Source organism: Chryseobacterium sp. IHB B 17019 (genome assembly GCF_001456155.1).
Taxonomy (GTDB): Bacteria; Bacteroidota; Bacteroidia; order Flavobacteriales; family Weeksellaceae; genus Chryseobacterium.
This window is the reverse complement of the sequence record NZ_CP013293.1, coordinates 3,248,756-3,273,734: the sequence shown is the minus strand read 5'-3', so window position 1 is coordinate 3,273,734 and position 24,979 is coordinate 3,248,756. Positions and strand designations below refer to the sequence as shown.

The 24,979-nt window shown below is 36.2% G+C and carries 35 protein-coding genes and 1 pseudogene; 28 read left to right on the top strand and 8 right to left on the bottom strand.

The window, feature by feature from the left end; translation table 11 throughout:
• Together rpsJ and ATE47_RS15135 are read left to right on the top strand one after the other, a co-directional pair.
• Positions 1-306, top strand: a complete 306-nt coding sequence (gene rpsJ / locus ATE47_RS15140; protein WP_002661363.1) for a 30S ribosomal protein S10 — start codon at positions 1-3, stop codon at positions 304-306.
• A gap of 261 nt (positions 307-567) precedes the next feature.
• Positions 568-1,413, top strand: coding sequence for a carbonic anhydrase family protein (locus ATE47_RS15135; RefSeq protein ID WP_062162738.1), 846 nt, complete (start codon positions 568-570; stop codon positions 1,411-1,413).
• Between the two features lie 49 nt (positions 1,414-1,462).
• Here ATE47_RS15135 and ATE47_RS15130 read toward each other — a convergent pair whose 3' ends face one another.
• Positions 1,463-2,476, bottom strand: a complete 1,014-nt coding sequence (locus tag ATE47_RS15130; RefSeq protein WP_062162737.1) for a terpene synthase family protein — start codon at positions 2,474-2,476, stop codon at positions 1,463-1,465.
• 152 nt (positions 2,477-2,628) lie between these two features.
• On the opposite strand from ATE47_RS15130, the gene ATE47_RS15125 reads away from it, so the two are divergent.
• Together ATE47_RS15125 and ATE47_RS15120 are read left to right on the top strand one after the other, a co-directional pair.
• Entirely contained in the window at positions 2,629-3,453 is an 825-nt protein-coding gene (locus ATE47_RS15125) for a GLPGLI family protein (RefSeq protein WP_082632619.1), read from the top strand.
• A 71-nt stretch (positions 3,454-3,524) separates the two neighbouring features.
• On the top strand, positions 3,525-4,025 hold the full coding sequence (locus tag ATE47_RS15120) for a low affinity iron permease family protein (RefSeq protein ID WP_062162736.1): 501 nt from the start codon (positions 3,525-3,527) through the stop codon (positions 4,023-4,025).
• 18 nt (positions 4,026-4,043) lie between these two features.
• On the opposite strand, the gene ATE47_RS15115 is transcribed toward ATE47_RS15120, so the two are convergent.
• The 7 genes and pseudogenes from ATE47_RS15115 to ATE47_RS15085 all read right to left on the bottom strand — a co-directional run bounded on the left by ATE47_RS15115 (position 4,044) and on the right by ATE47_RS15085 (position 13,001).
• The gene (locus ATE47_RS15115; protein ID WP_062162735.1) at positions 4,044-6,749 is read right to left on the bottom strand and encodes a hypothetical protein; all 2,706 of its coding nucleotides are present in this window, start codon (positions 6,747-6,749) and stop codon (positions 4,044-4,046) included.
• A 39-nt stretch (positions 6,750-6,788) separates the two neighbouring features.
• Positions 6,789-7,766 carry a hypothetical protein gene (locus ATE47_RS15110; protein WP_062162734.1) on the bottom strand — a complete coding sequence of 326 codons (978 nt, stop codon included), beginning with the start codon at positions 7,764-7,766 and terminating at the stop codon, positions 6,789-6,791.
• Positions 7,766-8,179, bottom strand: coding sequence for a hypothetical protein (locus ATE47_RS15105; protein WP_062162733.1), 414 nt, complete (start codon positions 8,177-8,179; stop codon positions 7,766-7,768). The genes ATE47_RS15110 and ATE47_RS15105 overlap by 1 nt, the downstream gene beginning before the upstream one ends.
• 139 nt (positions 8,180-8,318) lie before the next feature.
• Positions 8,319-9,119 (bottom strand): hypothetical protein, encoded by an 801-nt coding sequence (locus tag ATE47_RS15100; RefSeq protein WP_062162732.1) that lies wholly within the window; start codon positions 9,117-9,119, stop codon positions 8,319-8,321.
• A gap of 18 nt (positions 9,120-9,137) precedes the next feature.
• A pseudogene (locus ATE47_RS15095) lies at positions 9,138-9,875 on the bottom strand (MIP/aquaporin family protein); the annotation flags it as partial.
• A gap of 21 nt (positions 9,876-9,896) precedes the next feature.
• Positions 9,897-11,393, bottom strand: a complete 1,497-nt coding sequence (gene glpK, locus ATE47_RS15090) for a glycerol kinase GlpK (protein WP_062162730.1) — start codon at positions 11,391-11,393, stop codon at positions 9,897-9,899.
• A gap of 9 nt (positions 11,394-11,402) precedes the next feature.
• Entirely contained in the window at positions 11,403-13,001 is a 1,599-nt protein-coding gene (locus ATE47_RS15085; RefSeq protein WP_062162729.1) for a glycerol-3-phosphate dehydrogenase/oxidase, read from the bottom strand.
• Between the two features lie 114 nt (positions 13,002-13,115).
• Here ATE47_RS15085 and ATE47_RS15080 point away from each other — a divergent pair, with 114 nt between their 5' ends.
• The 24 genes from ATE47_RS15080 to rpmJ all read left to right on the top strand — a co-directional run bounded on the left by ATE47_RS15080 (position 13,116) and on the right by rpmJ (position 24,976).
• Positions 13,116-13,880 carry a DeoR/GlpR family DNA-binding transcription regulator gene (locus ATE47_RS15080; RefSeq protein WP_062162728.1) on the top strand — a complete coding sequence of 255 codons (765 nt, stop codon included), beginning with the start codon at positions 13,116-13,118 and terminating at the stop codon, positions 13,878-13,880.
• Positions 13,881-14,130: 250 nt separating this feature from the next.
• Positions 14,131-14,757 carry a 50S ribosomal protein L3 gene (gene rplC / locus ATE47_RS15075; protein WP_007839520.1) on the top strand — a complete coding sequence of 209 codons (627 nt, stop codon included), beginning with the start codon at positions 14,131-14,133 and terminating at the stop codon, positions 14,755-14,757.
• Entirely contained in the window at positions 14,748-15,377 is a 630-nt protein-coding gene (gene rplD, locus ATE47_RS15070; RefSeq protein ID WP_062162727.1) for a 50S ribosomal protein L4, read from the top strand. The genes rplC and rplD overlap by 10 nt, the downstream gene beginning before the upstream one ends.
• 3 nt (positions 15,378-15,380) lie before the next feature.
• The gene (rplW, locus tag ATE47_RS15065; RefSeq protein WP_062162726.1) at positions 15,381-15,671 is read left to right on the top strand and encodes a 50S ribosomal protein L23; all 291 of its coding nucleotides are present in this window, start codon (positions 15,381-15,383) and stop codon (positions 15,669-15,671) included.
• A gap of 22 nt (positions 15,672-15,693) precedes the next feature.
• Positions 15,694-16,515, top strand: a complete 822-nt coding sequence (rplB, locus tag ATE47_RS15060; RefSeq protein ID WP_062162725.1) for a 50S ribosomal protein L2 — start codon at positions 15,694-15,696, stop codon at positions 16,513-16,515.
• A gap of 2 nt (positions 16,516-16,517) precedes the next feature.
• Positions 16,518-16,796: a 30S ribosomal protein S19 gene (gene rpsS, locus ATE47_RS15055; RefSeq protein ID WP_055861765.1), complete on the top strand. Its 279-nt coding sequence runs from the start codon at positions 16,518-16,520 to the stop codon at positions 16,794-16,796.
• A gap of 2 nt (positions 16,797-16,798) precedes the next feature.
• Positions 16,799-17,197, top strand: a complete 399-nt coding sequence (gene rplV, locus ATE47_RS15050; protein WP_027381306.1) for a 50S ribosomal protein L22 — start codon at positions 16,799-16,801, stop codon at positions 17,195-17,197.
• Between the two features lie 7 nt (positions 17,198-17,204).
• A complete protein-coding gene (rpsC, locus tag ATE47_RS15045) occupies positions 17,205-17,966 on the top strand; it encodes a 30S ribosomal protein S3 (protein WP_062162724.1) in 762 nt (253 codons plus the stop codon).
• Between the two features lie 97 nt (positions 17,967-18,063).
• Positions 18,064-18,489 (top strand): 50S ribosomal protein L16, encoded by a 426-nt coding sequence (rplP, locus tag ATE47_RS15040; RefSeq protein WP_062162723.1) that lies wholly within the window; start codon positions 18,064-18,066, stop codon positions 18,487-18,489.
• Between the two features lie 12 nt (positions 18,490-18,501).
• A complete protein-coding gene (gene rpmC / locus ATE47_RS15035) occupies positions 18,502-18,687 on the top strand; it encodes a 50S ribosomal protein L29 (protein ID WP_027381309.1) in 186 nt (61 codons plus the stop codon).
• Between the two features lie 12 nt (positions 18,688-18,699).
• Complete coding sequence (gene rpsQ / locus ATE47_RS15030; protein ID WP_027381310.1) at positions 18,700-18,954, top strand: 30S ribosomal protein S17; 255 nt, start codon at positions 18,700-18,702, stop codon at positions 18,952-18,954.
• Between the two features lie 2 nt (positions 18,955-18,956).
• Positions 18,957-19,325, top strand: a complete 369-nt coding sequence (gene rplN, locus ATE47_RS15025) for a 50S ribosomal protein L14 (protein ID WP_007839504.1) — start codon at positions 18,957-18,959, stop codon at positions 19,323-19,325.
• Between the two features lie 21 nt (positions 19,326-19,346).
• Positions 19,347-19,673 (top strand): 50S ribosomal protein L24, encoded by a 327-nt coding sequence (gene rplX, locus ATE47_RS15020; RefSeq protein ID WP_062162722.1) that lies wholly within the window; start codon positions 19,347-19,349, stop codon positions 19,671-19,673.
• Positions 19,674-19,686: 13 nt separating this feature from the next.
• On the top strand, positions 19,687-20,238 hold the full coding sequence (gene rplE / locus ATE47_RS15015; protein WP_062162721.1) for a 50S ribosomal protein L5: 552 nt from the start codon (positions 19,687-19,689) through the stop codon (positions 20,236-20,238).
• 3 nt (positions 20,239-20,241) lie between these two features.
• On the top strand, positions 20,242-20,511 hold the full coding sequence (gene rpsN, locus ATE47_RS15010) for a 30S ribosomal protein S14 (RefSeq protein WP_027387207.1): 270 nt from the start codon (positions 20,242-20,244) through the stop codon (positions 20,509-20,511).
• 147 nt (positions 20,512-20,658) lie between these two features.
• On the top strand, positions 20,659-21,057 hold the full coding sequence (gene rpsH, locus ATE47_RS15005; protein ID WP_062162720.1) for a 30S ribosomal protein S8: 399 nt from the start codon (positions 20,659-20,661) through the stop codon (positions 21,055-21,057).
• 17 nt (positions 21,058-21,074) lie between these two features.
• Positions 21,075-21,620 carry a 50S ribosomal protein L6 gene (gene rplF, locus ATE47_RS15000; RefSeq protein ID WP_062162719.1) on the top strand — a complete coding sequence of 182 codons (546 nt, stop codon included), beginning with the start codon at positions 21,075-21,077 and terminating at the stop codon, positions 21,618-21,620.
• A 15-nt stretch (positions 21,621-21,635) separates the two neighbouring features.
• The gene (gene rplR, locus ATE47_RS14995) at positions 21,636-21,989 is read left to right on the top strand and encodes a 50S ribosomal protein L18 (RefSeq protein WP_062162718.1); all 354 of its coding nucleotides are present in this window, start codon (positions 21,636-21,638) and stop codon (positions 21,987-21,989) included.
• An 18-nt stretch (positions 21,990-22,007) separates the two neighbouring features.
• Positions 22,008-22,529, top strand: coding sequence for a 30S ribosomal protein S5 (gene rpsE, locus ATE47_RS14990; protein ID WP_062162717.1), 522 nt, complete (start codon positions 22,008-22,010; stop codon positions 22,527-22,529).
• Between the two features lie 11 nt (positions 22,530-22,540).
• Positions 22,541-22,717: a 50S ribosomal protein L30 gene (gene rpmD / locus ATE47_RS14985; protein WP_007839493.1), complete on the top strand. Its 177-nt coding sequence runs from the start codon at positions 22,541-22,543 to the stop codon at positions 22,715-22,717.
• Positions 22,718-22,737: 20 nt separating this feature from the next.
• Complete coding sequence (gene rplO, locus ATE47_RS14980) at positions 22,738-23,187, top strand: 50S ribosomal protein L15 (RefSeq protein WP_062162716.1); 450 nt, start codon at positions 22,738-22,740, stop codon at positions 23,185-23,187.
• Between the two features lie 9 nt (positions 23,188-23,196).
• Complete coding sequence (gene secY / locus ATE47_RS14975) at positions 23,197-24,576, top strand: preprotein translocase subunit SecY (RefSeq protein WP_062162715.1); 1,380 nt, start codon at positions 23,197-23,199, stop codon at positions 24,574-24,576.
• A gap of 3 nt (positions 24,577-24,579) precedes the next feature.
• Complete coding sequence (gene infA, locus ATE47_RS14970) at positions 24,580-24,795, top strand: translation initiation factor IF-1 (RefSeq protein ID WP_029297754.1); 216 nt, start codon at positions 24,580-24,582, stop codon at positions 24,793-24,795.
• A gap of 64 nt (positions 24,796-24,859) precedes the next feature.
• On the top strand, positions 24,860-24,976 hold the full coding sequence (gene rpmJ / locus ATE47_RS18945; protein ID WP_007839480.1) for a 50S ribosomal protein L36: 117 nt from the start codon (positions 24,860-24,862) through the stop codon (positions 24,974-24,976).
• Positions 24,977-24,979 lie beyond the last annotated feature (3 nt).

Genomic DNA, 24,979 nt, shown 5'->3' with positions numbered 1-24,979 from the left:
ATGTCACAAAGAATCAGAATAAAACTAAAATCTTACGATTACAACTTGGTAGACAAGTCTGCTGAGAAAATCGTAAAAACGGTAAAGGCTACTGGTGCTGTTGTAAACGGACCTATTCCATTGCCAACAAATAAGAGAATCTTCACTGTGTTGAGATCTCCACACGTAAACAAGAAAGCTAGAGAACAGTTCCAACTTTCTGCTCACAAGAGATTGATGGATATCTACTCTTCTTCTTCCAAAACTGTGGATGCTCTAATGAAATTAGAGTTGCCAAGCGGTGTAGACGTGGAAATTAAAGTGTGATAATTGCATACTTTGCAATGATTATAATAAAATCCGTTCCTTTTTGGAGCGGATTTTTTTTGCTTAAATCTCTTATTCAAATTGCCTTGAATGAATATGAATAATTTTACATGCTTTTAATATTTTAAATTAAAATTTTTAATCACTTTATGAATTTTTAATTTCGATTAAAACTTAATTAAAATATTGACTTGCTGTTTATTAACTTTTAAAATATCTATAAATTTGCGTTCAATAATTAAACATAATTATTAGATACAAATGAGAAAAAAAGTAAATTTATCATTGGGGTTGAAACCCAATGTCAGAAAAATTGTTTTTATTTTAGGGTTAATTCCTACTATGTTATTAACATCCTGCCAAAGCGATAACGAGACATTACATGAGCTGAACTCCTATCCTTCAGACATTATCAGTACACCAATCTTTACTTCAAACATTCCCGCCGCAGTTGCAGAAGCACAGACCCCAATTAATATCGAGCCATCAAAAGCCGTTGTATTCCACAGTAGTGATCCGACGATTCATTACGGTGCTGTCACTTTAAGTTCGGTCCAGAATAATGCGGGTGAAAATCTTCGGGTAAATGTAAACGGAACTGATAATTTTAATAATTATATTACTGTAAACGGTAAAAAGTACAATCTGGTAAATTTTCACTTTCATTACAGCAGCGAGCATACCATTGATGGGAAATACAGCACCATGGAAATCCACTTTGTGAATGTGGCAGCGGACAATTCTTATGTTGTTTTAGGTGTTTTGGTTGATCTTGGTAGCGGAAATACTTTACTTCAAAATTTATTTGCCCAATCTCCAGCCAATAATAATGCTATAAACTCTCCAAATACCACATTTGATATTGCGGGATTATTGCCAGCCAACTCGCGGGAATATTTTACCTATAACGGCTCACTGACAACTCCAAACTTTGGTGCAAACTCTTCTATTACAAATGGAGGACCTGTTACATGGTTTGTATTTAAGAACAAACAACAGCTATCTGCCGATCAATTTAATTCTTACAAATCAATTTATACAGAACCTAATTTCAGAGCTATTCAGCCATTAAACGGAAGAAAAGTTTATATGAATATGGGATATTAAAAATATCTAAGAAGTAAAAAAAGGAATCATATACGATTCCTTTTTTTATTTAATCCTTACTTACATATTCTCCTTCTACATACCCGCCGTTTACATAACGCGTTGTATCATTGGTGTGCCATGCGTAAACTCCGGCTACCATAATACCAAGATCCTGGACATAGTCATAAGCCATTTCCTGCCATTTCCCGAATTGAGGGAGATTTTTATGTAAAACCAGAAATTCATTTAGATAATTATCATGAATATCAAGAGCCATCATGTAAGCATCATGAATTGATATGTTATGTTCCTGCTTTAATACTTTAACGAGATTCATTGTATCTTCTTCCCTGCTAAGTTCTTTTGGTAAAGAGATAATATCGTTGTGAATACCGATCAATATTGAACAAATCGTATGCAAACGCAAAATATGGGGATGATCAAATACATTATCTGGTAACTGGCGATAATCTTTCTGCATAGCTACATACCAGCAAAAAGGATGTGCTCCGCTTGTAGCGTTTCGGATAAGCATGTAAACTGCTAAAGTGGGAATTACATTCGCCCTGTAATAAACCCTTTCATCCGAATAGCCTTGAAAAACATCACGTATTGCATTCACATATTTTTGATATAAATATTCAGGCATGCCACATTTAATGGCGTCCTGCCTTAATATCCAGAACTGATGGAATATCCCATTGTCAATAGGTTCTTTTAGATCTTCACCGGTGAGTAGTGCGATTATACGTTTACTTATTTCAGTCATTTCTTCGTGAGTGCAACGATCCCAATAATCATCCATCATAGCGCCATTTGCGGCATAATTTGCCAAAGGCCGGAGTTCATCAATTGTTTTCAGGAATGGACAACCACGTGCAGCAATATCAGTTAGGTTATGTTTTTTGTGTTTTTCACAGGCTTCCCGGCTGTGGAAAGTATATTCCCGGTCTATCCAGTCATAATACTCCTGCCTTTGTTGTTGGAAATCAGGATGAATAAAATCCGGAAAAGGGTATTGGAGTTTTGGTAGATGCTGTAAGCCAGCATAGAATTCCTCATTTGAAATGGATGATTTCATAATATTTTGTTTTAATGATTTTAGTTTAGTCTAAAATTAATTCAAATTTCTGAGATATAAATAAAGTTTAATTTAATTTTCAGATGTTTAAATACAACACTATTATGTATTGCAAGGTTCTAAATATTTTATATATTTGTAAAAAAATTACTATGAAAAGAATTCTATCATTAATGGTATTAATGAGTTTTTGTATCAATGCACAGACAAACCGGTTTATTTATGAACTTCAGTTTAAAAGAGATTCAACACAAACAAATTTTGATAAATTGAATTTTGTATTAGATGTCAATCCGAAAGACGTAAAGTTTTACGAATATTATTATTTGGAATCCGATTCCATCAACAAGGTAAAAGGTAATTATGAGCATCAATACGGCGGTGATTTTCCAACCGTCAAGAGAGAACGAAATTCATTTAAAAATCAGAATTATGAATTAATCAATTTTGATATGTTCTCTTACATAAGTGAAGATAAAATCAACTGGAAATTATCAACTGAAACTAAAAAAACAGGTGAATATACTTTGCAAAAAGCCACAGCCAATTTCGGCGGAAGAAACTGGACAGCATGGTTTAATAAAGAAATTAATATTCCGGAAGGACCTTATAAGTTCAACGGTTTGCCTGGATTGATATTCGAATTGCAGGACTCTAAGTCTAATTTCATTTTTACTTTAGTTAAAAATAATAAGTTAAAAGAAACATACGATACCACCGGAATTGTTGAAACTTTCTATGGAAGGAAACCATTAATGATTTCAGAAAAAATGAGGGAAAAGAAAAAGAAAGAATTTTTTAATGATCCTTTGGCCAATATGAGAAATAACTTCAAAGAGAATATGCAGGGACAAATGTTTGTCATGGGAACAAAAATCACTAATATCGAGCAATTTAATGATCTCAGTAGGAAACTGCAGGAAATGCTCAAAAAAACAAATAATCCAATAGAGCTCAATAAAGCTGTAAAATATTAACCAATTAACTTAACTCAAACTCTGCTTACTTCGGCGGAGTTTTTGCATGTTTTTTCTAAACTGATTTAAAAATGGCAAATTCACATAAGAGGAGTATTTTTGAAAGATTTTCAGACTGGGCAACCAAATTTACTGGAAGCCCGTACGCTTTTATCGGTGCAACAACGATCGTTGTTATTTGGGCTATTTCAGGTCCGTTTTTTAATTATTCAGAAACGTGGCAGCTTGTTATTAATACAGGAACTACAATTATTACCTTTCTGATGGTTTTCCTGATTCAGAAAGCACAAAATAAAGATTCAAAAGCAATTCAGATCAAACTAAATGAACTGATTGCCGCCAACGAAAAAGCCAGCAACAGGATTGTAGATATCGAAGATCTCACGGAAAAAGAGCTCGATCAGCTTCATAATTATTATGAAAAACTTTCAGATTTTGCTGAAGAAGATGATGATATCCATAGCTCGCACTCAATAGATGCGGCTCACAGAAATCAGGACTATAAGCACGAAGCCTTCAGGAAAAAACATGAAGAGTGGCTTGAAAAACAACAAAAAAAGGAATCAAACTGATTCCTTTTTTCATAAGATTTATTTCATAAAGTAACTGAAGTAAGAACAGCTCCCCATAAGGTTTTTTGCTGTTTCCGTATTAGCATACTGAGTCTTGAGCAGTGCAAAATACGTTCTGTATTTCTGGTTTTTAATCTGATCCAGCTGTTTTTGGTGAGCATCCGTTTTTTCGCTCCATTTCGGGTCTGAATAATCAATATTAGAAGGGTTTTGAGCTTCATACTGATAATATTTACCTTGTTCAGCACTTGCCATCTGGAAAAGAATTCTCGCTTTTTGCTCTTTATCAGATGAGATGTCTAATGCCTTTTTATAATAGTTAATGGCAAGATCAAAATTATCCGGCTCAATATAAGAGCGATCCAGGAAGTTTTTGTAATAATATTGATAAGGATTTTGTTTGTTGGTGCTTCGGAAATCATATTTTCCGCCGTTTGTATTGTCAATATCCATGACAAATAGTTGCCTGTAATATCCTAAAATCGAAGTATTGTACAATAAATTCCCAATCAGTCGATTCGCAGTTGCAGACTTTTCATTTTTCGTCGTTCCGATTTTTTGAAGCTGAACTAAAGCATCCGCCAATTCCATTTTATTCATGGTCGGCTTAATAAATGGAAATTGCGAGTAATCTTCTTTCTCCATGCTTTCATCAGGCGCACTTTGATAGCTTTCCCAAACATTATGACCGAAAACCAGATCGGAAATGTTGTTGAAACCGTTATAAACATTTGCTGGATATTGAAGAGGTGTTTGTTTTTTTGCATCATAATTCCATTCGGATCTTGGAATTCCTGAGAAGCCCTGGGCTTTTTGATAGTAAGATTTTGCCTTTTCAAAATCAGCCTGTCTCATCGCCCTGTCACCATAAATTACTGCAAAAAATGCATCAATACTTCCTACATCATTAATGTTTTTAGCAATAATCTGTTGCTCAAACTGGGTCTTATTAGGTTTCCTGTAAAAATCTTCCACACTTTTCACCAAGCTGGAATTCGGGTTGTATTGAAGATCCGAGAGCTTATTGTTCATTAAGTAGGATTTTCCGTCTTCACCCTGAAGGAAATAACGGTTCGCCAAAACATCTTTCAGAAAGTCTTTAGTCGATGGAACTTCACCGTAATAGTCATAATCCGTAGTTTCCGTACTGTCTTTTTTTACTTCTTTTTCTGTGAAATATTCAGCATAATCTTTCATTAAATGATCTTCGTATTCTGCATCAATTTTTGGTCGGGAAACGATATCATTCAAAATTTTCATTCTTTTGATCTCTTCCAGATATTCAGGATTGGTCGTTTTAATATCATTCAGAATTTCCGTACTTGCTTTATAATCTTTTTTCAGGAACTTTAGATAAGCATCTGCAATTTGCCAATATTCATCTTTAGATTTTTCTTTTGTCTTATCGGTGAATTTTTCCAGATCATCCAGAAAGTCTTTGGATTTTTCGTCATACCAATAATTGTTTTTGGTAAAGACTGGAATTCTGTCCGGATTATTCAGCAGTTCATCATCATCTTGACCGGCTTTGGATTCAGTAGATTTTTTATCCTTCGAACTACCGAAAAGATTTTTAAAGAATCTCACAATTTTTTGCCAGAAAGAAAATTCTTCTTTTTTTACTTCCGTGGCTTCGGTTTCTGGCTGATCGGTTGTTTTATTTACATTGTTTGTCGTTTGTACCGTTGCATTATTATCGTTTGAACTGTAATAATAAATCGGGAGATAATTCCTTTCCAGCTCATTGATACTTCTCACAGCCATCACTTTAAGAATTTCGGAATCAGGGTTGATTTCAAACATTTTTTCCATAATCGGAATCGGATTGTTGAAATCTTCATAGCCCAAAAGGAAATATGCCATATTTTTTTCGTCATCCGTGTTGGCTCTCTTTAAAATATTATTAAAAGAAGCAGTATCTGAAAGTTTCATTGACACAAAAGCAGATTCCTTACGGCTTTTACTGTCTTTAAAAACCTGAAAGAAATTCCAGTTGGCTTCACTGTTCAATCCCAAACCTCTTTGTGCTCCTGCAAGCTGGTCAAGTGCCATAATGTAAGGTGTACCTTTCAATTTTATGGGTGCAACATAAGTTTTAAACGCCTGGGCCGCAGCATCATAATTTCTGGTGTAATGATTGAAACGAACAAGCTGATATCCGTAGCGTTGTTTGATTTCAGGATTTTTTGCAGTGTTGTATAGGGAAGTTAGTGCAGAAATTGTTTTATTGTAATCAAGATTTGTAGCATTTTTTTCAGCCTGGGTTTCATTGTAATAAAATGAGTTTGGGCTTTCTACATAATTGATTCTCATGTAAGGCTCCAGGTATTTGGCCTCGATCAGGTAATCAATTCCTTCATGATATTTTTGATAGAAACCGGATCCCAGTTTTGTCAATAGCTGATTCGTTGGACTTCCTTTTTTTAATGCATTAAGATCATTAATATTCATTTTATTCACCAGATAATCGGTTTCCGCAAAAGTCAACTGATTATTAAAGAATTTTTTCCAGGCATCAATATTTTCATCCGGAATCTGATTAGGCTTGAAATCCGTATAAAACCTTGTTGAGTAGCTGTGAAGAAACGGCAGATAAGATTTATCCTTAATAATACTTTGGGTAAATAAATTAAAGTATTCATAATCCGGATCAGACCAGGCGCAGGCTTCCGATTTTGTATAAAAAAGCGCTAAAACAGCGAGTGAGAGAATATATTTTTTCATATTAGTTTTTTTGTTTTATTCTTAATTTAACGTAAAAAATTACAGAGTAAAATTTTGGTCCGTAACAAATTTATTATCTAATTGATAATAAATAATATTAAAATGTGGTATTTTTTTCTGCAGAAAATCAACAACATCTTCCAATTGCTGATCCGAGATTTCTTCAATTTTTATTCTGAATCCTTTATTTAAATAATTTCCAAAATAAAACCCGTCTTTCCGGATCTCAGCCTCATTTTCTGAAATCATCTTAAAGTTAGGATTTTGAAGGTCATTTTTAGATAAAGCATTAATTAACTTATGTTTTCCGAGGTAATTCGTAACAATTCCCCAGGAATAGATGGGTAGGGCAACTTCAATCTGCCTGATCGGATATTCATCGACTTTTGAAAGGTAACTTTTCAGAGTATTCACGTCAAGAATTGAATTTTTATCTGAGTTTTCCAACGGTGACGATGTAGAATAACACATAAGATAAACCTTCTTCACAGGCGGAATTCCCGTCTGGTTTTTGTCTTTTACCTGATGAAGCCGAAGCGTACAGGTAACTTCTCTGCCTGAAACTTTTTGTAATTCTTTTAAAAATTTAAAATAATCATCCTTTGTTCCGGCCGTCCAGTCGCAGTCGATCTGAATTTCATTGTTGGTTTTTAAGTCAAATTCTGAAACTTTCTTCTGAATTAAATCTGAAATATTTTTCGCAAGAAAGGTGATTTCTTCTTTTTTGATGTAAAGAAAAGTCCGGTTGGTGATAAAAACAGTCGGAACTATTTGTTTTTGGGTTTCAAAACTTTTGTCTTTGGTAATAACTCCCACCGGTTGAAATTTTCCGTCAATTTTATCTATATCAAAAAATCTGGTATATAAATAAGGAAAAGTGACCTGATCTAATGTCTTCTTTTCTCCCTGATTCAAAGAAAGCTTGGTTTTCCAGTAATAGAAAGTGTAGGAATGATTCTCTTTCGGGCTGCATGATACCAGAAAAATAAAGAGGAATACATATCGGAAAAGCTTCATTACTTATATAATATGCTTTCGCAACTGCAGTTCAGCTCAGCCATTTCAGAAGCAGGGCAGCAGTCATCTGATTTTTTTATTTTTCCTTTTTCGTCGGTAAGATAGATTCTTTCTTTATCGAATTTTACATGAAAAGTTTCATTGTATGTTTTAAAATGAACTTTCATGACCTTAGGATTGTATTTTCCGGCATTAATTTCCTCTTTTGTTTCCGTTCCGTCTGCCTGATTGATCTGTATAAAACCAAAATGAACGTCATTATTATTTTTCACATTTAAATAATAAGACGGAGTTCCCGATCCAGTTGCTCCCTGCTCAATGTTGAAGCTTCTTTTTCCGGTGAATGGTGCTTTTGACTGTGCGAATGAAAGAATACAAACGCATAAGATAAATAAGGTGAAGATTTTTTTCATATTCTAAATTTACTCAAAAATAAAGATTTCTTATTGAAAATTACACCGTAAAATTACGGTGATTGCTTATTGACGGAGTCTTAATAATAAAAAAGCCATCCTAAAACAGAATGGCTTAAAAAAAGATTGAATAATGTTTTTAAAATACGGTTGCAGCAAGCTGTACTCTTGCATATTTATGCGCTGGATTCCACATCGCCGACATGGAAACCGGTAAGCTGTAGTGTTCTGTAATTTTGACTGTTTTGCTTGCTTTTAATCCGATATTGACTACCTGAAAACCTTTCTTCCCGTTTCCGTATAGTGAAACGGCATCATTCAAAGCGAATCCTGCTCCTACAAAAGCATCCAGATTTACTTTTTTGTTTGTGATTACAGGATAGCTTGCCTGGATATAGGTTGAATATTTGTTCTTTTTGTAGTTTCCATCTTCTTTCAGAACGACCTCTCCGGCATTGGCACCGCCGTAAAGCATAACGTCTGCTTCAATATTGATCGGGAAAGACGGTCCGAAAGTATAATTTGTCCTTAAATCAATAATGTGTGCCGTTCTCCTGTTGGAATAATTGAAAACATCCTCTGACGCTTTTTCAGTATTAATATTTCTGGAATTAAAAAGATCCCACAACCCAATATAAAAACGCCCATCTGAATATTGAACATAATAATTGATTTCTTTGTAATGAGTTCCATCTTTATCATCCGTCAATGAAGAAGCTCCCCAAATACCGACTTTCCATTTTTTATCTTTATCTAAGGCATAGGAAAGATTTCCCATCACAACCGGTTTATCTGTTATAATTAATCCTCTCCATAGATGATTATTCTGAATATTTGCTGTAAAATCCAGCCTGTTGTCTTCCTGCTTTTCTGTATTTTCTTGGGCAAAAAGATTCCCTGTGCCTAATAAAATCAGGCATATATAAAAGAGTTTTTTCATTGTGTAAACTGTTTGCGATTAACTTAATATTCCATGCAGTATGGCTGCGATGGCTGCTCCTAAAATAGGTCCTGCAACAGGGACCCATGCGTAGCTCCAGTCACTGTTCCCTTTTACCGGAAGAATGGAATGCATGATTCTTGGTCCTAAATCACGTGCCGGGTTGATGGCATAACCTGTTGTTCCGCCCAGCGACAAACCAATAGCCCAAACCAGTAAAGTCACGGGTAATGCACCTACTGTCCCTAATCCTATTTTTGCGGTGGGGTCATTGTTTAAATTAATGCTTGGATCTGCAAAATAAAAAATAACAAATACAAGAACGAAAGTCCCGATTGTTTCACTGATAAGATTGGAAAGTGGTTTTCTGATCGCCGGACCTGTACTGAAACATGCCAGCTTTGCACCTTCATCTTCTGTGATGGCAAAATGGTCTTTATTAAATAACCAAACAAGGAAAGCCCCGAGCATTGCACCAATCATCTGAGCTGCAATATAAGGAGGAACCAGATCCCATGAAAATTTTCCTGCGATGGCTAAACCTAGCGTTACTGCCGGATTTAGGTGCGCGCCGCTGATGGGTCCGGCAACTGTAACGCCCACGAAAACGGCCAATGCCCAGGCTGTGGTAATCACTATCCATCCGGAATTGTTACCTTTTGTATCTTTTAAAACGACGTTGGCTACCACGCCGTTTCCTAGTAATATAAGAAGCATTGTTCCAATCACTTCTGCTATAAATGGAGTCATAATTTTGTGTGTTTTTACTTTTAGGTATTAATCTTCGATCCAGTTTTGAGAACGCTGAACGGCTTTGTTCCATGTATTCACCATTTTATCAACTTTCTCTTTTTCCATTTTTGGATGGAAATCTTTATCTACAATCCATTGAGACTGGATTTCATCAATATTTTTCCAGTAGCCTACTGCAAGACCGGCAAGATATGCTGCGCCTAGGGCAGTCGTTTCCAATGTTTTTGGTCTTGTGATTTTAAACCCGAAAAGATCGGATTGAATCTGCATCAGCATGTCACTCGCAGAAGCTCCACCGTCAACTCTAAGTTCCGGACTCTTTTTTCCGGAGTCTGCTTCCATTGATTTTACAATATCATACACCTGGAAAGCAATTCCTTCCAAAGTGGCTCTTGCAATATGCCCGTTAGTCGTTCCGCGGGTAACGCCCACGATGGTTCCGCGAGCGTACTGATCCCAGTATGGAGCGCCTAAGCCCGTCAATGCAGGAACAAAGTAAACGCCGCCATTGTCTTCTACAGTTTGAGCCAAAGTGTTGATTTCTTCAGCAGAATTAATTAATTTAAGACCATCTCTCAACCATTGAATCGCTGCTCCGCCTACAAATACACTTCCTTCCAGAGCATAATTCACTTCTCCATTAATTTTCCATGCAACGGTTGTCAGCAGGTTATTTTTTGATGAAACAGCTTCTTTTCCTGTATTCATTAATAAGAAGCACCCTGTTCCGTATGTATTTTTTACCATTCCCGGAGTTGTACACATCTGTCCGAATAATGCAGCCTGCTGATCTCCCGCAATTCCGGAAATCGGGATTTTTGTTGAGAAAAGGGTAGTGGAAGTTTCACCATAGATTTCACTGCTTTGTTTTACTTCAGGAAGAATAGCTTTCGGAATATTAAATAAATTCAATAATTCTTCATCCCATTCCAAAGTATGAATATTTAAAAGCATTGTTCGGCTCGCATTCGAAACATCGGTGATAAACATTTTTCCCCGTGTCAGTTTCCAGACAAGCCAGGTATCCACCGTTCCGAAACACAATTTTCCGGCTTCAGCTTTTTCTCTTGCACCTTCTACATTATCAAGAATCCATTTCAGTTTTGTTGCAGAGAAATAGGCATCCAAAACAAGTCCTGTTTTATCCTTAATCTTTTCAGCGTGACCTTGTTCTTTTAGCTCATCACAGTATTTTGATGTTCTTCTGTCTTGCCATACGATAGCATTGTAAACAGGGTCGCCGGTTTCTTTGTCCCAAACTACGGTAGTTTCACGTTGATTGGTAATTCCTATTGCAGCTACTTCTCTGCCTGAGATTCCTGCTTTGGCAATTACTTCTGCAGCTACGGAAATCTGTGAAGACCATATTTCATTAGGATCATGCTCTACCCAGCCCGGAGTAGGATAGATCTGTTCGAAAGGTTTCTGGGAGATGTATTCAATTTCTCCATTACGGTTGAATAAAATGGCTCTTGACGAGGTTGTACCTTGATCTAGAGCGAGAATCAGCTTTTCACTCATTGTGTAATATTAATTAAGGTTGATTGATTTCGGGGAATAAGGTGTTAGTAAATATCCTTTTGCGAGTTCGATAAATTCTTTTGCCTGTTCATTGGCCCATTCTGCTGAATGTCCGTTTTCTTTTGCGATAATTAATGCAATTGTATGTGCACTGTCTATTGCAGCTCTGGCATCTAAAAACAGGAGACGAACTCTTCTGGCCAGAATATCTTCAATGGTTTCTGCCATTTCATTTTGAATGGCCCAAACTGCTTCGGCAACAGTAAACGGATGGTCAGAATGTATTTTTTCAGCATATTCAGGATTGTTGTGCTGTAAAGCTTTTATCTTCGGAATATCGGAACCGTAAACGTACAGATGGTTTGTTCTGTCAACGGTTTCAGCTCTTACATTTCCATGAACAGACATGTTTTGTGTCTTGGAAGTAGTGTTTCCTAATTTGTGGAACTTCATGGCTTCATTGATGGTGTCTTCCGCCATTTTCCGATAGGTAGTCCATTTTCCCCCTATAATTGAGATTAATCCCGTTTCGGATGTTACTACTTTATGGCTTCTGGATACTTCTTTTGTGTTTTTGCTCCCGTCTTTTGGTGCTGCTAAAGGCCTTAGTCCTGCGAAAACTGATTTTACATCTTCCCGGGTCGGCTTTTTGCTTAAATATTGTCTTGCTGTATTTAAAACGAAATTAATTTCCTCTTCCAAAGCGCGGGGCTCAAAACTTTCGTTTTCCAATAAAGTATCGGTTGTACCTACCAAAGCCCTGTCATGCCACGGGACGACAAACAACACTCTGCCGTCTGAAGTTTTGGGAATCATGATCGCATCGTCACTTTTTAAGAATGATTTGTCTAAAACCAAATGGATTCCCTGGCTAGGAACAACGTATTTTCCATGCTTGGGATTATTCATATTTAAAATATCATTGGTGAAAACCCCTGTTGCATTGATAACGACTTTTGCATAGATATTATATTGCTGTTTCGTGAATTGATCTTCCACGACAACACCGGTTATCTTATTGGATTCATTTTTAATTAAATTAATAACCTTAACATAATTAATAGCGCTTCCTCCTTTTTCAATAATGGTTTGAGCCAGGTTAATTGCCAATCTTGCATCATCAAACTGCCCATCCTGATAAACGACTCCGCTGGCAAGGTTTTTCTGCTCAATGGTCGGGAGTTTCTCAATTGTTTTGGATTTGCTGATATATTTTGTTCTGCCTAAGCTTAATTTTCCGGCAAGGAAGTCATAGACAGACAGTCCTATTTTATAATAAATCCCACCCCACCAAGTGTAGTTGGGGATAATAAAAGACTGATTTTTTACAACATGGGCCGCATTTTTCGCCAATAAACCTCTTTCCTTTAAGGCTTCTTTTACAAGGCCGATATCGCCCTGCGCCAGGTATCTTACTCCTCCATGAACTAATTTCGTGCTTCTGCTGGATGTTGCTTTTGCGAAATCATGAGATTCCAGCAATACTGTTTTAAAACCTCTGCTTACCGCATCCAATGCTGAACCTAAACCGCTCGCTCCACCACCAATGACAATAAAGTCCCATTCTTTGACAGTGGATAGTTTGCTGAGTTCTTCATTTCGTTTCATAATATTTCGTTATGTTTCGTTTTCAAATGTATAAATTAAAAACGAAAGTAAAAAGAAAATAAATGAAATTTTTCGAATCAAAATAAAATTGCTATTTTTGATAAAATTAAGAACATGGAAAAATTACTGGCAAGACATAATGATATATTGAAGGAGTTGGATGAAAAAGATTATGTGCTTGTTCAGGATTTATGTGAAAAATTTAATGTTTCGTCAGTTACGATCCGAAAGGATTTGAACTATCTCGAAAGTTTAGGCTTGCTTTTCCGAAACCATGGAGGTGCAAGCAAACATATGAGATATGCATACGAAAAGAACGTTGACGAAAAAGAAAATATTAATGTAGAAGCGAAACAAAGTATAGCCAAAGCGGCTTTATCCCTGATTAAGGAAAACGACTGTATTATCCTGGCTTCGGGAACGACGATGCACTATCTTGCGAGAATGCTGGTGAATTTCGGTCCGCTGACGGTTCTTACGTCTTCTTTGCGGGTTGCGATTGAGCTTTGCAATAATCCTAATATTAATATTATACAATTGGGAGGCGAAGTAAGGAAAAGTTCAACCTCTATTGTGGGCTCTATTTCCGAAACAATCTTGAAGCAGTTTTCCTGTAATAAATTGTTTCTTGGTGTAGACGGTATCGATATGGAATTCGGGATCAGTACTTCCAACGCTGCGGAAGCTCATCTGAACCAAATGATGATTGATTGTTCTGATAAGGTTGTCATCCTCGCAGATTCCACCAAGCTTAATAAAAAAGGTTTCGGGAAAATAGCGCCTTTAGACAAAATAGATTATCTGATTACGGATAATGATATTTTGGAGGAAGATAAAAATAAACTCGAGGAGGCAGGGGTAAGTGTCATTGTTAAATAATTGTCAATTCATTTTTAAATTTTTCATAATTCAAAAATTTTCGTGGGAAATTTCGCCTGATATTTCCCAAAATCATCTAAATGATTAAAAATCAAAATATTTTGCAGTAAATATTTGTCAGTTATAAAAATATTCATAAATTTGCACACTCATTTTAGGGGTGTAGTATGCCTATATCAAAAGTAGAAATTACTCCAAACCCTTTTAAAATGAAGATAAATAAAGGATAAATTTTATTATAATATAAACAATGTCAGGTATTATTGGTAAAAAAATCGGTATGACGTCTTTGTTTAACGAAGAAGGAAAAAACATTCCTTGTACAGTTATTCAAGCTGGTCCGTGCTCGGTTTTACAGGTCAGAACCATAGAAAAGGACGGCTACAAGTCAGTTCAATTGGGTTTCGATGACAAGAGTGAGAAGAACGTTGGTAAAGCGTTAGCTGGCCATTTTAAAAAGGCTGGTTCTGCTCCTAAAGCTAAATTAGTGGAATTCTACAGAGAATTCGTTGATGAAGTAAAAGTAGGAGAAGAAGTAAAAGTTGATCTATTCGCTGAAGGTGAGTATGTTGACGTAACAGGTACTTCTAAAGGTAAAGGTTTCCAAGGTGTTGTAAAAAGACACGGATTTGGAGGTGTAATGCAGGCAACTCATGGACAGCACAACAGACTTAGAGCTCCAGGTTCTATCGGTGCTGGATCAGACCCTTCAAGAGTATTCAAAGGGATGAGAATGGCTGGAAGAATGGGAGGTAAGCAGGTAACTGTTCAAAACCTTCAAGTATTAAAAGTGGATCAAGAACAAAATCTTTTAGTAGTAAAAGGTGCTGTTCCGGGAGCTAAAAATTCTTATGTAATTATCAGAAAATGGAACTAGTAGTATTAAATACATCAGGAAAGGAGACCGGAAAAAAAGTAACTCTAGACGAATCAGTATTCGGAATTGAGCCAAACAAGCACGCGGTTTACTTAGAAGTAAAACAGTACCTTGCTGCACAGAGACAAGGAACTCATAAATCAAAAGAAAGAAGCGAAATTACTGCTTCTACTAAAAAGCTTAAGAAGCAAAAAGGATCAGGATCTGCTAGATATGGTGATATTAAATCTCCAACTTTCAGAGGTGGAGGTAGAGTATTCGGACCTAAGCCAAGAGACTACAGATTCAAATTGAACAAAGCTCTTAAGAGATTAGCTAAAAAATCTGTTCTTTCTCAGAAAATGAGAGACAACAGCATCAGAATCGTGGAAGGATTGAGCATTGCTGCTCCTAAAACTAAAGATTTCATCACTATCCTTAATGCATTGGCATTGAACGATAAGAAGTCTTTGTTCATTCTTCCTGATACTAACAAGAATGTGTATTTATCTTCAAGAAACTTACCTAAGACTAAAGTAATGAAATTCAACGAAATTTCTTCTTATGACTTAATCAATGCAGGTGAGATCGTTTTCTTAGAAGGTGCAGTTGAAAAATTCCAGGAAAATTTAAAGAAATAAGTCATGTCAGTTATTATTAAACCAGTTATCTCAGAAAAGGCTAATTACCTTACAGATTTAAGAGGTTCTTATTCTTTCTTAGTAGATCCTAAGGCGAATAAAATCCAGATTAAGAAAGCTGTAGAAGCGGCTTACGGTGTAAAAGTAGCAGACGTTAATACAATGATTTATGCTCCGAGGGTTTCTTCGAAATACACTAAAAAAGGTCTTCAAGTAGGAAAGACAAACAAATTGAAAAAAGCGGTAATCAAACTTGCTGAAGGTGAGGTTATCGATATTTTTGCTGTAAATTAATTATTAATTATAAATAATAGTAATGTCTGTTAGAAAATTAAAACCTATCACCCCAGGACAGAGATTCAGAGTTGTAAACAATTTTGAGGAAATTACTACCAACAAACCAGAGAAATCTCTTACCGTTGGTATTAGTAAGTCAGGTGGACGTAACCAAACTGGTAAAATGACCATGCGTTACACCGGAGGTGGACACAAAAAGAAATACAGAATTATTGACTTCAAAAGAAACAAAGCAAACGTTGAAGCAACTGTAAAAACTGTAGAATACGATCCAAACAGAACTGCATTTATCGCTTTATTAGAATATGCTGACGGAGAAAAGAGATATATCATCGCTCCAAATGGTATCAAAGTAGATCAGAAAGTAGTTTCAGGTGAAAGCGTAGAACCAAATATTGGTAACGCAATGAAATTGAAAAATATTCCATTGGGTACTGTAATCTCTTGTGTTGAAATGAAGCCTGGACAAGGTGCTATTTTAGCAAGAAGTGCTGGTTCTTCAGCTCAACTTACTTCAAGAGACGGAAAATATGCAATCATCAAATTGCCTTCAGGAGAATCAAGAATGATCCTTACTGAATGTATGGCAATGATCGGTTCGGTTTCTAACTCAGATCATCAATTAACTGTATCAGGTAAGGCTGGTAGAAGCAGATGGTTAGGTAGAAGACCTAGAACAAGACCAGTAGTAATGAACCCTGTAGATCACCCAATGGGAGGTGGTGAAGGACGTTCTTCCGGAGGTCACCCAAGATCTAGAAACGGTATGCCAGCTAAAGGTTACAAAACTAGAAAGAAAAACAAAGTGTCTAACCGTTACATCGTATCTAAAAGAAAATAATTATGGCAAGATCACTTAAAAAAGGACCATTCATTCATCATACTTTAGATAAGAAGGTTCAGGCAAATGTAGAGTCTGGTAAGAAGACAGTTATCAAAACTTGGTCTAGAGCATCGATGATCTCTCCGGACTTCGTAGGACAAACTATCGCTGTACACAACGGAAAATCTTTTATTCCTGTTTACGTTACAGAAAACATGGTAGGTCACAAGTTAGGCGAATTTTCTCCAACAAGATCTTTCAGAGGTCATGGTGGTAACAAAAATAAAGGAAGCAGATAATCATGGGATCAAGAAAACAAGATAGTTCAATCGCAAGAAAAGAAGCTAACAAAGACGTTGTAAAAGCTTCATTAAATAATTGCCCGTCTTCTCCAAGAAAAATGAGATTAGTTGCTGATATCATTAGAGGAGAGCAGGTAGATAAAGCTCTTTATATCCTAAAATATTCTAAAAAAGAAGCCTCTAACAAGTTGGAGAAATTACTTCTTTCTGCTATGGCAAACTGGCAGACTAAAAATGAAGGTGCGGATATCGAAGAAGCAAACCTTATCATTAAAGAAATCTTCGTGGATAGCGCAAGACAATTGAAGAGACTAAGACCAGCTCCACAAGGTAGAGGGTACAGAATCAGAAAAAGATCAAACCACGTTACGTTAATCTTAGGTAATAAAGAAAATTAATCAAGGTATGGGACAGAAGACAAATCCAATTGGTAACAGATTAGGTATCATCAGAGGATGGGATTCTAACTGGTTTGGCGGAAACGATTATGGAGACAGAATCGCGGAAGACTACAAAATCAGAAGATACCTTGAAGCTAGATTATCTAAAGGTGGGATTTCAAGAATTTATATTGAAAGAACATTAAAATTAGTAACAGTTACGATCACTACTGCTAGACCGGGACTTATCATCGGTAAAGGAGGTCAGGAAGTTGATAAATTAAAAGAAGAGTTGAAGAAATTGACTAAAAAGGATATTCAAATCAACATCTTCGAAATCAAAAGACCTGAGCTAGATGCAGTATTAGTTGCTGATAGCATTGCTAAGCAAATCGAAAACAGAATCTCTTACAGAAGAGCTGTGAAGATGGCTATGGCAGGTACAATGAGAATGGGTGCAGAAGGTATCAAAGTTCAGATCTCTGGTAGATTGAACGGAGCTGAAATGGCAAGATCAGAATCTTTCAAAGACGGAAGAATTCCTTTGTCTACTTTCAGAGCAGATATCGATTACCACATCGGTGAGGCATTAACTCAGTACGGAAAGCTAGGTGTAAAAGTTTGGATCATGAAAGGTGAAGTTTACGGTAAAAGAGAACTTTCTCCACTAGTGGGACAACAGAAAAAAGGAGGTCAGTCAGGAGATAGAGACAGAAACAACAGAGGAGGAGACAGAGACAACAGAAGACCTAGAAAAAATAACAATAATAATAACAATAATAATTAAAAATTTTAGATAGAAATTTTGAATTTTAAATTACCGTTACTTTTTTAAAATAAAAAAAATCTAAAATCTAAAATCTAAAATCTAAAATTTAGAAATTATGTTACAACCAAAAAGAACCAAGTTCCGTAGAGTTCATAAGATGAAAATGAAGGGGATTGCCCAAAGAGGTAGTCAACTTGCTTATGGAACTTTCGGGATCAAGGCGACAGAAGGTGCTTGGATCACTGCAAGACAAATTGAAGCTGCGCGTATTGCTGCTACAAGATATATGAAGAGAGAAGGTCAGCTATGGATCAAAATCTTCCCGGATAAGCCAATTACTAAGAAACCAGCCGAAGTAAGGATGGGTAAAGGTAAAGGTGCCGTGGAATATTGGGTAGCTGTAGTAAAACCTGGTAAAATTATGTTTGAAGTAGGAGGTGTACCTTACGAAGTAGCGAAAGAAGCCCTTAGACTTGCAGCACAAAAATTACCGGTAGTTACCAAATTCATAGTTGCTAACGATTTTGTTAAACCTCTTTAATCTTTGTATACAATGAAAAAAGCTGATATTAAAAATTTAAGCGCGGGTGATATTCAAGCTCAATTAACTGAAGCAAAAGCTCAATATTCTAAATTGAAATTGGCTCATGCAATCAGCCCAATTGAAAACCCGATCCAAATCAGAGATTTGAGAAAAACAATCGCTAGACTAAATACTGAGTTAACTAACAAACAATAATTTCATTTTACAATGGATAGAAATTTAAGAAAAGAAAGAATCGGAGTGGTTTCCAGCAATAAAATGGAAAAAACCATTGTTGTTAGTGAAACGATGAGAATGAAGCACCCGATGTATGGTAAATTCGTTTTGAAAACGAAAAAATATACTGCTCACGACGAGAACAACGAGTGCAACGAAGGTGATACAGTTTTGATCCAAGAAACTAGACCTTTGAGCAAGAACAAAAGATGGAGATTAGTAAGAATCATTGAAAAAGCTAAGTAATAATGTTACAAACAGAATCAAGATTAAAAGTTGCTGATAACACAGGTGCTAAAGAAGTATTGGTTATCAGAGTTCTGGGAGGAACCAGAAGGAGATATGCTTCAGTTGGTGATAAAATCGTTGTTACTATCAAAGATTCTACACCATCAGGAAACGCAAAGAAAGGTCAGGTATCTAAAGCTGTAGTAGTAAGAACTAAAAAAGCAGTGAGAAGAAAAGATGGCTCGTACATCAAATTCGAAGACAATGCTTGTGTATTGCTAAACGCAGCAGGAGAAATGAGAGGAACACGTGTTTTCGGACCGGTTGCTCGTGAGTTGAGAGACAAAGAATATATGAAAATCATTTCATTAGCTCCTGAAGTACTTTAATTTTTAAAATTTTTAAAGAAAATGTCAAAGTTAAAAATAAAAAGAGGAGATAACGTAATCATTACTACTGGTAAGAAAGAAATCAAAGGTAAGACTGGTGAAGTTATTGAAGTGATCAAAAAAGAAGGAAAAGACCCTAGAGTTATTGTTGCAGGACTTAACATCGTTAAAAAACACGTTAAGCCTTCAGCTTCAAATCCTCAAGGAGGAATTACTGAAAAAGAAGCTTCTATTCATATCTCAAACATAGCTTTAGTTGATAAAGACGGAAAAGCTATCAAAGTAGGTTATAAAATCGAAGGAGATAAGAAAGTAAGAATCAATAAGAAAACGGGTGAAACTTTATAATTTTAAATAACACATGGAATATATAGCAAGACCCAAGAAAGCATATAAAGAAACAATTGTTCCTGCAATGATGGAAGAATTTGGGTACAAGTCAGTAATGCAAGTACCTAGATTAGAAAAAATCATCCTATCTCAAGGGTTAGGTGATGCTACTGCAGACAAGAAAATCATTGATTATGCTGTAGAAGAGCTTACAAATATCACTGGTCAAAAGGCTGTTGGTACGATCTCTAAGAAAGACGAAGCTGCTTTCAAATTGAGAAAAGGAATGCCTGTAGGTGCTAAAGTTACCCTAAGAGCAAACAAAATGTATGAATTCTTAGACAGACTTACTGCTTCTGCATTACCACGTATCAGAGATTTCTCCGGTATCAAGGCTGATGGATTTGATGGTAGAGGTAACTATAACTTAGGTATCACCGAGCAAATTATCTTCCCTGAAATCGTAATCGACAAAGTGAAAAAAATCCAAGGGATGGACATCACTTTCGTTACTACTGCGAAAACAGATAAAGAAGCTAAAGCATTATTAACTCACTTCGGTTTACCATTCAAAAAGAACTAAGAAATGGCTAAAGAATCAATGAAAGCGCGTGAGCGCAAAAGAGAAGCACTAGTTGCTAAATACGCTGATAAAAGAAAAGCTCTTAAAGAAGCAGGTGATTATGAAGGATTGCAAAAACTTCCTAAAAACGCTTCTCCTGTAAGATTACACAACAGATGTAAACTGACAGGTAGACCAAGAGGATACATGAGAACGTTCGGTATTTCCAGAGTAACTTTCAGAGAAATGGCAAACAACGGTCTTATCCCTGGAGTGAAAAAAGCTAGTTGGTAATAATTACTAATTAAAAATCGGGACAATTAAGTTGTCTGGATACTAAAGAATACAAAATATCAGACCGAAGTTTTCTGAAGTCTGATATTTTACTCTTCAAGTCCTTTCAATACTGATTGTCTTTAACCAATAATTTATAAAAGAAAAATGGTAACAGATCCAATTTCAGATTTCCTAACAAGAGTAAGGAACGCACAAAGCGCAGGCCACAAAGTGGTGGAAATTCCTGCATCGAAAATCAAAAAGGAGATTACTAAGATCTTATTTGATCAAGGGTATATCTTAAACTACAAGTTTGAAGATAGCGCTGTTCAAGGAACGATCAAAATCGCTTTAAAGTATGACAAACAAACTAGCAAGCCTGCTATTAAGTCTATTCAAAGAGCTTCAAGACCAGGTTTGAGACAGTACAAAGGTTCTACAGAACTTCCAAGAGTACTAAACGGTTTGGGTATTTCTATCATCTCTACTTCTAAGGGAGTAATGACTGACAAGAAAGCTAGAGAAGAGAAAGTAGGCGGTGAAGTAATCTGCTATGTTTATTAATTTTTAATCAAAGGAAAATGTCAAGAATTGGTAAAGCAATTATAACAGTTCCTGCAGGAGTTACTATCACTGAAAACAATGGTGTAGTAACGGCAAAAGGTCCTAAAGGAGAACTTTCTCAGGAGCTTACAGCGGGAATTACTTTAGAACAAAAAGATGGTGAGCTTACAGTAAGCAGACCATCTGAGTCTAAACAACACAAAGCGCTTCACGGGTTATACAGAGCGTTGATCGCTAACATGATTGTTGGTGTATCAGAAGGTTTCGAAAAGAAACTAGAATTAGTAGGGGTAGGATACAGAGCTTCTCACTCAGGTCAAAAACTTGAGTTGGCTTTAGGATTCTCTCACGGTATCGTATTAGAACTTCCTGGTGAAGTGAAAGTTGATACATTGACTGAAAAAGGTAAAAATCCAATTATTACTTTAACGTCTTACGATAAGCAACTTCTTGGAATGGTAGCGGCAAAAATCCGTTCATTCAGAAAGCCTGAGCCGTACAAAGGAAAAGGTGTAAGATTCGTTGGTGAAAATGTTAGACGTAAAGCTGGTAAATCTGCTTAATAAATTATAAGTATTATGGCATTAAGTAAATTAGAAAAAAGAATAAGAATAAAAAGAAGAGTAAGAGGAAAAATCTCTGGATCTTCTGAATTGCCAAGATTATCTGTATATAAAAGTAATAAGGAAATTTACGCTCAGTTAATCGACGACAACAGTGGGAAAACTTTAGTATCTGCTTCTTCAAGAGAGAAAGGCGTTGATGCTAACGGAACTAAAACTGAAATTTCTGCTGCGGTAGGTAAAGCTATTGCTGCTAAAGCTAAAGCTGCAGGAATCGAAAATATAGTGTTTGATAGAAACGGATTCGTATATCACGGAAGAGTGAAAGCTCTTGCTGACGGTGCGAGAGAAGGTGGACTTAAATTCTAATCATTAAATTTCGGAAATATGTTAGGACTAGATAATATAGAAAGAGTAAAACCGGGAGGATTAGAACTTAAAGATCGTCTCGTAGCTGTTAACAGAGTAACAAAAGTAACTAAAGGAGGTAGAGCTTTCGGATTCTCTGCTATCGTAGTTGTAGGTAACGAGGATGGAGTTATCGGTTACGGATTAGGAAAATCTAAAGAGGTTGCTTCTGCAATTGCTAAAGCAGTTGAAGACGCTAAGAAAAACCTTGTAAAAGTTCCTGTAATGAACCATACAATTCCTCACCAGACTACTGCAAGATACGGTGGTGCAGATATCTTCTTAAGACCTGCTTCTCACGGTACAGGGCTTATCGCCGGTGGTGCGGTAAGAGCAGTATTGGAGTCTGCTGGTATTCACGATATCCTTTCAAAATCTAAAGGATCTTCTAACCCTCACAACGTGGTAAAAGCTACTTTCAAAGCGTTATTGGATATCAGAAGACCTGAAGAGATCGCTAGAATGAGAGGAGTTTCTCTAACTAAAGTGTTTAACGGTTAATACATAAAACAATGGCAACAATCAAAGTAAAGCAAGTAAGAAGCGCTATTGGTAGAACAAAAACCCAAAAGAGAACGCTTGAAGCATTAGGATTTAAGAAACTTCACCAAGTTGTAGAACACGAAGCTACTCCTTCTATCTTAGGAATGATAGCTGCAGTTAGTCATTTACTTGAAGTTCAAAAATAATTTTTTAAACAAAATTTAAAATGAATTTAAATAATATAAAACCTGCTGCAGGTTCTACTTTCAATTCTAAAAGAATAGGTAGAGGACAAGGTAGCGGAAAAGGAGGTACTGCTACGAAAGGTCATAAAGGACAGAAAGCAAGAGCCGGATATTCTCAGAAGATCGGTTTTGAAGGAGGTCAGATGCCTTTACAAAGAAGATTACCGAAATTCGGATTCAAAAACGTAAACAGAAAAGAATTTAGAGCTATTAACCTGGATGATATTCAGATTATGATTGATAACAAATCTATCTCTGGAGACATCACCAAAGAAGTTTTGGTAGCAAACGGTTTAGCAACTAAAAACGAATTAGTGAAAATTATGGGTAGAGGAGAATTGAAATCTGCGGTTTCAATTTCAGCTGACAAATTCACTAAATCTGCTGAAGAGTTTATCGCTAAAGCAGGTGGAAAAGCAATTACCTTATAATAGTAACTAATGAAAGAATTTATACAAACATTAAAAAATATTTGGAGTCTTAAAGAACTTAGAGATAAAATTATCTTTACTTTAGGTATCATCCTTGTGTATAGATTCGCATCTTATATCTCTCTGCCTGCAATTAACCTTGCAGAAGTGGGAGATCTCTTAGAGCATTATAAAAATCAAGGCGGAAACAAGCAAGGAGCAGGTCTTCTTGGCTTGCTTTCGTCATTTACGGGAGGAGCTTTCAGCCACGCTTCCGTAATGGCGTTAGGAATTATGCCTTATATTTCTGCTTCTATTATTGTTCAGTTGATGGGGATGGCTATTCCTTATCTTCAGAAGCTTCAGAAAGATGGAGAGTCAGGTAGAAATACATTGAACCAAATTACAAGATGGTTAACTATCGGAGTTTGTTTAGTACAGGCACCTTCTTATTTAACTTCTATTACTCAATTATTCTTACCATATGCTCAGTTCCAGTCTGCATATTTTGTAGAGCCAAATTCTATCATGTTCTGGTTACCAAGTATTGTTATCTTGGTGGCAGGTTCAGTATTCGCAATGTGGTTAGGTGAGAAAATCACCGACAAAGGTATCGGAAACGGTATTTCCATCCTTATTATGGTGGGAATTCTTTCAAGATTACCAGAAGCATTCGTACAGGAAATGGCAGTGCAGAACGGAAAAGGAGGAATGGGATCTATCATGATCCTTATTGAAGTATTGTTCTGGATGGTTGTAGTTCTTCTAGCAGTGATTCTATCGGTCGCTGTAAGAAAAATTCCAATTCAATATGTAAGCAGAGCTCAAGCAAGAGGAGGTGTAAACAAGAATCTTATGCAGGGCGCAAGACAGTGGATTCCTTTAAAAGTTAATGCAGCCGGTGTAATGCCGATCATTTTTGCTCAGGCACTAATGTTCGTACCTGGTTTATTAACGAAAGTAGACGAATCCAACACTTTTCTTGCAGGTTTCAAGAATGTTTTTAGCTGGCAATACAACGTATTGTTCGCGCTACTAATTATTATTTTCTCATTCTTCTATACTGCGATCACGATTCCGGTAAACCAAATGGCTGATGATTTGAAGAGAAATGGAGGTTTGGTGCCGAAGGTAAGACCCGGAAAAGAGACCGCTGATTATTTAGATGATATTTTATCAAAAATTACCTTGCCTGGTGCAATATTTTTATCTATCTTTGCAGTCCTTCCGGCAATTGTACACGGAAGCTTTGTTCAGACAGATGCGTTCGCCCTATTTTTCGGGGGAACATCATTATTGATTATGGTTGGAGTAATTTTAGATACTGTTCAACAGATTAATACATATCTGCTGAACCATCACTATGATGGCTTAATGCAGTCTAAATTATCAAGAACGACTGGATATTAATTTATGGCAAAACAAAAACATATTGAACAAGACGGCGTTATAACGGAAGCACTTTCGAACGCTCAGTTCCGTGTAGAGCTGGAAAATGGGCATGTTCTTATTGCTCACATCTCCGGTAAAATGCGAATGCACTATATTAAACTATTACCTGGTGATAAGGTAAAATTAGAAATGTCTCCCTACGATCTGTCGAAGGGGAGAATCACATTTAGATATTAAAAACAATCTGCCAAATGGAGCGAAGGTTCCATTTGGCTGTTGTTAAAAAATAAATACTATCAAAATGAAAGTAAGAGCATCAATTAAAAAAAGAAGTGCTGATTGCAAAATCGTACGCAGAAAAGGTGTACTGTTCGTAATCAACAAGAAAAACCCAAAATTTAAACAAAGACAAGGCTAACAT

Excerpts from the sequence above, each read along its gene's own strand:
- rpsJ (WP_002661363.1), top strand. The coding sequence starts at position 1 with ATGTCACAAAGAATCAGAATAAAACTAAAATCTTACGATTACAACTTG.
- ATE47_RS15135 (WP_062162738.1), top strand. The coding sequence starts at position 568 with ATGAGAAAAAAAGTAAATTTATCATTGGGGTTGAAACCCAATGTCAGA.
- ATE47_RS15130 (WP_062162737.1), bottom strand. The coding sequence starts at position 2,476 with ATGAAATCATCCATTTCAAATGAGGAATTCTATGCTGGCTTACAGCAT.
- ATE47_RS15125 (WP_082632619.1), top strand. The coding sequence starts at position 2,629 with ATGAAAAGAATTCTATCATTAATGGTATTAATGAGTTTTTGTATCAAT.
- ATE47_RS15120 (WP_062162736.1), top strand. The coding sequence starts at position 3,525 with ATGGCAAATTCACATAAGAGGAGTATTTTTGAAAGATTTTCAGACTGG.
- ATE47_RS15115 (WP_062162735.1), bottom strand. The coding sequence starts at position 6,749 with ATGAAAAAATATATTCTCTCACTCGCTGTTTTAGCGCTTTTTTATACA.
- ATE47_RS15110 (WP_062162734.1), bottom strand. The coding sequence starts at position 7,766 with ATGAAGCTTTTCCGATATGTATTCCTCTTTATTTTTCTGGTATCATGC.
- ATE47_RS15105 (WP_062162733.1), bottom strand. The coding sequence starts at position 8,179 with ATGAAAAAAATCTTCACCTTATTTATCTTATGCGTTTGTATTCTTTCA.
- ATE47_RS15100 (WP_062162732.1), bottom strand. The coding sequence starts at position 9,119 with ATGAAAAAACTCTTTTATATATGCCTGATTTTATTAGGCACAGGGAAT.
- glpK (WP_062162730.1), bottom strand. The coding sequence starts at position 11,393 with ATGAGTGAAAAGCTGATTCTCGCTCTAGATCAAGGTACAACCTCGTCA.
- ATE47_RS15085 (WP_062162729.1), bottom strand. The coding sequence starts at position 13,001 with ATGAAACGAAATGAAGAACTCAGCAAACTATCCACTGTCAAAGAATGG.
- ATE47_RS15080 (WP_062162728.1), top strand. The coding sequence starts at position 13,116 with ATGGAAAAATTACTGGCAAGACATAATGATATATTGAAGGAGTTGGAT.
- rplC (WP_007839520.1), top strand. The coding sequence starts at position 14,131 with ATGTCAGGTATTATTGGTAAAAAAATCGGTATGACGTCTTTGTTTAAC.
- rplD (WP_062162727.1), top strand. The coding sequence starts at position 14,748 with ATGGAACTAGTAGTATTAAATACATCAGGAAAGGAGACCGGAAAAAAA.
- rplW (WP_062162726.1), top strand. The coding sequence starts at position 15,381 with ATGTCAGTTATTATTAAACCAGTTATCTCAGAAAAGGCTAATTACCTT.
- rplB (WP_062162725.1), top strand. The coding sequence starts at position 15,694 with ATGTCTGTTAGAAAATTAAAACCTATCACCCCAGGACAGAGATTCAGA.
- rpsS (WP_055861765.1), top strand. The coding sequence starts at position 16,518 with ATGGCAAGATCACTTAAAAAAGGACCATTCATTCATCATACTTTAGAT.
- rplV (WP_027381306.1), top strand. The coding sequence starts at position 16,799 with ATGGGATCAAGAAAACAAGATAGTTCAATCGCAAGAAAAGAAGCTAAC.
- rpsC (WP_062162724.1), top strand. The coding sequence starts at position 17,205 with ATGGGACAGAAGACAAATCCAATTGGTAACAGATTAGGTATCATCAGA.
- rplP (WP_062162723.1), top strand. The coding sequence starts at position 18,064 with ATGTTACAACCAAAAAGAACCAAGTTCCGTAGAGTTCATAAGATGAAA.
- rpmC (WP_027381309.1), top strand. The coding sequence starts at position 18,502 with ATGAAAAAAGCTGATATTAAAAATTTAAGCGCGGGTGATATTCAAGCT.
- rpsQ (WP_027381310.1), top strand. The coding sequence starts at position 18,700 with ATGGATAGAAATTTAAGAAAAGAAAGAATCGGAGTGGTTTCCAGCAAT.
- rplN (WP_007839504.1), top strand. The coding sequence starts at position 18,957 with ATGTTACAAACAGAATCAAGATTAAAAGTTGCTGATAACACAGGTGCT.
- rplX (WP_062162722.1), top strand. The coding sequence starts at position 19,347 with ATGTCAAAGTTAAAAATAAAAAGAGGAGATAACGTAATCATTACTACT.
- rplE (WP_062162721.1), top strand. The coding sequence starts at position 19,687 with ATGGAATATATAGCAAGACCCAAGAAAGCATATAAAGAAACAATTGTT.
- rpsN (WP_027387207.1), top strand. The coding sequence starts at position 20,242 with ATGGCTAAAGAATCAATGAAAGCGCGTGAGCGCAAAAGAGAAGCACTA.
- rpsH (WP_062162720.1), top strand. The coding sequence starts at position 20,659 with ATGGTAACAGATCCAATTTCAGATTTCCTAACAAGAGTAAGGAACGCA.
- rplF (WP_062162719.1), top strand. The coding sequence starts at position 21,075 with ATGTCAAGAATTGGTAAAGCAATTATAACAGTTCCTGCAGGAGTTACT.
- rplR (WP_062162718.1), top strand. The coding sequence starts at position 21,636 with ATGGCATTAAGTAAATTAGAAAAAAGAATAAGAATAAAAAGAAGAGTA.
- rpsE (WP_062162717.1), top strand. The coding sequence starts at position 22,008 with ATGTTAGGACTAGATAATATAGAAAGAGTAAAACCGGGAGGATTAGAA.
- rpmD (WP_007839493.1), top strand. The coding sequence starts at position 22,541 with ATGGCAACAATCAAAGTAAAGCAAGTAAGAAGCGCTATTGGTAGAACA.
- rplO (WP_062162716.1), top strand. The coding sequence starts at position 22,738 with ATGAATTTAAATAATATAAAACCTGCTGCAGGTTCTACTTTCAATTCT.
- secY (WP_062162715.1), top strand. The coding sequence starts at position 23,197 with ATGAAAGAATTTATACAAACATTAAAAAATATTTGGAGTCTTAAAGAA.
- infA (WP_029297754.1), top strand. The coding sequence starts at position 24,580 with ATGGCAAAACAAAAACATATTGAACAAGACGGCGTTATAACGGAAGCA.
- rpmJ (WP_007839480.1), top strand. The coding sequence starts at position 24,860 with ATGAAAGTAAGAGCATCAATTAAAAAAAGAAGTGCTGATTGCAAAATC.